The organism is Rhodococcus sp. LB1 (genome assembly GCF_001583455.1).
Lineage (GTDB): Bacteria > Actinomycetota > Actinomycetes > Mycobacteriales > Mycobacteriaceae > Rhodococcus_F > Rhodococcus_F opacus.
In genome coordinates this window covers 1-5,483 of record NZ_LTCZ01000284.1, presented here as the reverse complement: position 1 = coordinate 5,483, position 5,483 = coordinate 1, and the positions used below count along the sequence as shown (strand labels likewise).

Below are 5,483 nucleotides of genomic sequence, written 5' to 3'. Positions count from 1 at the left end.
GGAGCCAACACCTGGGCACGACCGGAACGCGTCCGGTCGGCTCCCACCCGGACGTGATGGCGCCCGTTAATTCTGAGCGAACCACGACCGCAGGATTTCATCATGATGAAGGACCGGCCGGTCGCCGGCGTTTCCGGGACGGAATTTCAACGGCCCGGCGCACGATCTCCGCGACAGGACGGCACTGATAGTAGACCGATGCCGTCAGCTGTCGAGGTCACCAGGGGAGTCTTGCGTAGGAAGACTTCGATAGCCCACGCCGCGCAGCACCGTGGCTACGAGTTGCGTCAGGTAGCTCTCTGTATGGGCGATCTCGGCGAGCCCCGGTGGCGTGCTCCGGACGTGGGTGGTGATGGCGCCGGCGATGAGATCGGCCACGAGGGTGGGCTTGATATCGGGGTCGATCTCACCTCGCTGCACTGCACGTCGGACGAGGGCTCGGGTCGACCGGACGTAATCCGGATAGTCGAGCTCGCCGATGACCGCAGCCAACTCTTCGTTGGACTGCCTGTCCAATATCAGTCGGCTGACCATCGTGCCTTCGATGCTCTGGGCGAACGCCATCCATTGTCGGGCGAACTCATGAAGGTCCAGCTCGAGGTTGCCGAGATTGATGTTTCCGACTGAGGGCGCGGCTGAGCGGACAGCGTCGACAAGTAGTGCGGCCTTGTTGGGCCAGCGTAGGTAGAGCGAACCTTTGCCGACACCTGCCCTTCGTGCGACCTCGTCGACGGTGAATCCGCTCCATCCGCGATCGCCGTATACCGTTCTGGCGGCGTCGAGCACCCGATCACCGAGATCAGGTACCCGTGGTCGTCCGACCGTGCGCGACGATGACGTCATAGGTCGTACCTTACCGCGACTGCAGCAGGTATCAGAAAGTCTCCGTCCAAAACCGTCTCATCGCCGGCCCAGTCGTGGTCACAGTGACTGCGCGCGGCATCCGTCTCCTGAGAAGAGGAAGTCCCACGGCGAATTCGAACAACCGAAGGCCAGCCCGCTCGAGGTCGGGGAGAGTGACGGGGTGTCTCACCACATCCACGTCGGGCGGAGCACCTTCGATGGCGTACAAGCAAGGTACTGCGGTTGTGGGACGAATTTGTCGTCCGCTACGCAGCCACCATCAGATCATTGCCGTCAAACCAGTGGCGCCGGGTATCTAACTTCTTGGCCCAATTTAGCGCCTCGATCAGCCTAACGCGGGAATTCGGTCGGGGGGCTGTCGAACCAATCTCTGTAAATCGGATCATCGGGGGCGAACGCTCCCCAGTGGGATACGCGTGGAACGTTGACGATATCCCAATCGGAGTTGATCTCTCTGACGTCGATCCAGTCCCAGACGCAGGTGCGCCGAAGAATCTTCCAGACGCCGTCTCGCTTCTCGCACAGGTCCCGGTAGCGGCCCGCCTGAAACATGGTTACTTCGGGATCCTTGAACTGCACCACACAGATGAACATGCTTTCGCGTTTGGCCCGTGGGCCGTCGACTTCACACAGCACATTGCTGACGTGGTGATTGCAGCTGTGGATCTTGTCGTGCCAGGTCATGGCGGCATCTGCCCACCCTTGGCCGTCGCCGACGTAACCCCCGTGATCGTCGAATGAGTCCGGCCAATACGTGGATCGCATGAGTTCGCGATCGTGGCGGTCTGCACCTCGCACGTAGAGCATCAAGTTGTCGTTCAGTGCTTGCTTGTCCCAGAGATCGACCAATTGGTCGTCGTTTAACTTCATCGTTGCCTTCCCAGCGCATTGGACCTGCGCTCCGTACCCGATATCGTCCTTACCGTGCTGCCATCCGAATGGCACCATCCAGTCGAATCACCTCGCCGTTCAGCATCGGATTCTCGACGATGTGGCGCACCAGCGCGCCGAACTCGGCGGGGTCGCCGAGACGAGACGGGTGTGGAACCTGTGCGCCGAGTGACTGTCTGATGTCCTCCGCCAAGGTCTTCAGCAACGGCGTGTCGAACGTACCGGGAGCTATTGTCGCGACACGGATCTGATGCCGTGCGAGCTCCCGTGCGATCGGTAGAGCCATGGACACGATCCCACCTTTTGCCGCGGCGTATGCGGGCTGGCCGATCTGACCGTCGAAAGCTGCGACGGAAGAAGTATTGACGATGACTCCGCGCTCGCCGTCGACGCTATCGGTCTTCGAGATTCTTGCCGCGGCAAGCCTGATGACATTAAATGTGCCGGACAAGTTGATTCTGACGATGCGTTCGAAGTCGTCCAGGGGGAGCGGACCGGTTTTGCCCAGAACCTTTCCGGGCGGTCCGATCCCTGCACAATTGACCACAACCCGCAGGTTTCCCCGTTCCGACAATACGTCCAGCGCGCGAGTGACGTCGTCGGTGGAGGTGACATCGCCGGGCACGAACGTCAGTGCCCCCTTGTGTCGTTCTTGGACCTCGGGGCCGGGGGACGAGGGGAGGTCCAGGACGCCGACATGTGCGCCGGCTTCGATCAATCCCTCTGTGGTGGCAAGTCCCAGGCCTGAGGCTCCGCCTGTGACGAGTACAACCGTTCCGTCCAATCTCATGATGGAATCTCCTGTCTATTGTTGTGAATCAAAGCCGTTCGATGATCGTCGCATTCGCCATGCCGCCGCCCTCGCACATTGTCTGTAGTCCGTAGCGGCCACCGGTGGCTTCGAGGTAGGCCAGCATCGATCCCAGGAGGCGTCCACCGGAGGCGCCGAGCGGATGTCCGAGAGCGATCGCTCCGCCGGCAGGGTTGAGTCGGTCCGGATCGGTGTCGAAGTGGCTCTGCCACAACAGCGGAACTGATGCGAACGCCTCGTTTACCTCGTAGGTGTCGATGTCGCTCAGTTTCAGTCCAGTGCGGTCGAGAACCTTCTCGGTGGCCGGAATGGGACCGGTCAGCATCAGGAAGGGATCGCTTCCCACGACGGCAGAACTGTGGAACCGGGCACGGGGAGTGAGACCGAGTGCGGCCGCCTTGTCCTCGCTCAGGATGAGTGCGGCCGAGGCACCGTCCGTGAGCGGTGACGAGTTGCCCGCCGTGATCGACCAGGTGATCTCGGGAAAGCGGGCAGACAGCTCGGCAGTCTCGAACACCGGCTTCAAAGCCGACAGGGACTCGGGAGTTGTCCCGGGTCGAACAGTCTCATCGCGGTTGACCACGACCGGTGCCCCTGTGGCGTCGGTGGTCTCGACACCGATGATCTGATCCGTCTGTTGGTCTGCCGCGACCGTAGCCGCCAGGCGATGCGAGCGAGCCGCGTAGGCGTCCAACTGCGCGCGGTCGAATTTCCACCGTGCGGCGATAAGTTCGGCCCCGATACCCTGCGGCACGAGTCCCTCGAGGTACCGGGACGAGAGCGGTCCGACCGACGGATCCTTGCCGGCGGTGTTGGAGAACATGGGTGCGCGACTCATCGATTCGGTCCCGCACGCGATCACGACGTCATAGGCTCCCGCGATCACTCCCTGTGCGGCGAATGCAGCCGCCTGCTGACTGGATCCACACTGACGATCAATCGTCGTCCCCGGAACGGAGAGCGGGAATCCTGCAGCCAGCACGGCGGTTCGGCCGATGTTGAGGGCCTGTTCTCCGGACTGTGTGACGCAGCCCGTGATGACGTCGTCGACAAGTGCCGGATCGAGGTCGTGTCTCTCGACGAGGGTCTTCAGAAGATCGGCGAGCAGAGTAGCCGGGTGTACGGCCGAGAGTGCTCCACCCTGCTTCCCTTTCGCGGAAGGAGTACGTACGACGTCGACTATGACGGCTGTATTCACGAAGGTTTCCTCGAATCGTGTTGGTGCAGATGAGTTACGGAGGGTGTGCGTATTGACCGAGGCGGTGTGGTCCCGATGACGCAGGACGGGACGAGCTCAATCAGGACGGGGCGCCATCACGTCCGGGTGGGAGCCGACCGGACGCGTTCCGGTCGTGCCCAGGTGTTGGCTCCGCGTCCACGCTCACGGAGATCGGCCTTGCGGATCTTCTCGGTCGGCGTCTTGGGCAGCGCGTCGACCACCTCGATGTATCGCGGCCGCATGAACTCGGCCAGTCTGCTGGCGACGAAGGCGTCCAGATCGGACTCATCGAGATGCCGCGACTGTTTGGGGACGACGAAGGCCATCACCTCCTGCTCACCCCACTCCGAGTCCACGCCCACCACCGCGCATTCCAGCACGTCGGGATGCTCCAGGACGGCCGCCTCGACCTCGACCGAGGAGATGTTCTCGCCGCGGCGCCGCAACGAGTCCTTGAGACGGTCCAGCAGGTAGTAGTTGCCCTGCGCGTCGCGACGGAACTGGTCTCCGGTGTGGAACCACAGGTTGCGCCACGAGGCGGTAGTCGCCTCCGGGTTTCCCCAGTACCCCGACGCGAAATGCCATGGCTCGACGGATCGCAGGACGAGCTCGCCGGCCTCCCCGTCTTCCACCTCGCGATCGAACTCGTCGACGATCCTGGCTTCGAACCCGTCTCGCAAGCGACCGCAGCTCTGCGGAATGCTGACGTCGTAGTCGACTGCGACGATCGGTGCACACACTTCGGTCATGCCCCATTGCGTGGTCACGAGAACGTCATGCCGTTTCTTGAAGTCCTCGACCTCCGGGATCACCGGGATCATCTGAACCCGTCGCAACGGCGTCGACTCCGGTTGGAAGTCTTGTTTTTGAATGAAGTTCGCCATCGCACCGAGCAACAGCGTGGCGGTGCACTGGTACTTCTCGATGTCCGCCCAGAAGGCATCGGTGGAGAACCGCTCGCGGAGCACGGCCCGCCCACGCACCCGCGCTGCGGAGATCAGATTGGCGCGGTAGGTGATGTGGGACGGCGGAAACGGGAGGTAAATGGCGTCCTCGTGGCTGAGGACGGTCGGCGGGAACACCCCGAACGCCGCTTCCTTCAGCTGAGCAAAGGGCACGATGACCCCCTTCGACAAGCCCGTCGTGCCCGAGGTGTACAGGATGCAGGCGGGCACGTGGCCAGGTATGGGGGAGCCGGACCCGGTCCCCGCCGACGCCGCGGAAACGCCCTTCGCTCCGAGGATGGCGTCCGCTCGAACGAAGTCGATCGAGCTGACCGAGTCGAGATCACCGTCGCCGCCGATGACGACGACCTTCTCGATGTTCGCGGCGCGCACCAGCCCGTCACGAACCGATGAGAGGTACCGCTGGTCGACGACGGCGACGCGTGCTCGGGTGTCTGAGACGATGTGGTCGAGCAGCGCACCGCGGTACGCCGGGTTGGCCGACGCCTCGATCGCCCCGACTCGAGAAATGCCGCACCACAACTCGACGGATGCCACCGACGACGCCACGAACGTCAAGACGGTGTCGCCGGCCGTCACGCCGAGCTCGGTCAGGGCGCGTTGCCACGCCAGGCCGTTCTCATGCAGCTCCCCATACGTTCTGGCCGGCCCGTCGACTTCCTCGATACAGATCGCCGCCGGCGACTCCGCTGCGATCTCGGCGATCATGTCGGGGTACGCCTCGGCCGTCTGC

The 5,483-nt window shown here is 63.0% G+C and carries 5 protein-coding genes; all 5 read right to left on the bottom strand.

The features are described from left to right. Positions 1-204: 204 nt before the first annotated feature. Entirely contained in the window at positions 205-786 is a 582-nt protein-coding gene (locus tag AZG88_RS29485; RefSeq protein WP_197487962.1) for a TetR/AcrR family transcriptional regulator, read from the bottom strand. Between the two features lie 408 nt (positions 787-1,194). Further along, a complete protein-coding gene (locus tag AZG88_RS29480; protein ID WP_061699914.1) occupies positions 1,195-1,734 on the bottom strand; it encodes a nuclear transport factor 2 family protein in 540 nt (179 codons plus the stop codon). Between the two features lie 49 nt (positions 1,735-1,783). Continuing rightward, a complete protein-coding gene (locus tag AZG88_RS29475) occupies positions 1,784-2,545 on the bottom strand; it encodes an SDR family NAD(P)-dependent oxidoreductase (protein WP_061699913.1) in 762 nt (253 codons plus the stop codon). Positions 2,546-2,573: 28 nt separating this feature from the next. Then, on the bottom strand, positions 2,574-3,764 hold the full coding sequence (locus tag AZG88_RS29470) for a thiolase family protein (protein WP_061699912.1): 1,191 nt from the start codon (positions 3,762-3,764) through the stop codon (positions 2,574-2,576). 116 nt (positions 3,765-3,880) lie between these two features. Continuing rightward, the coding region (locus tag AZG88_RS29465; RefSeq protein WP_061699911.1) for an AMP-binding protein at positions 3,881-5,483 on the bottom strand (1,603 nt) is incomplete at its 5' end.

What these genes read in the sequence shown, in the direction of transcription:
- AZG88_RS29480 (WP_061699914.1), bottom strand. Translation starts at nt 1,734, where the DNA reads ATGAAGTTAAACGACGACCAATTGGTCGATCTCTGGGACAAGCAAGCA.
- AZG88_RS29475 (WP_061699913.1), bottom strand. Translation starts at nt 2,545, where the DNA reads ATGAGATTGGACGGAACGGTTGTACTCGTCACAGGCGGAGCCTCAGGC.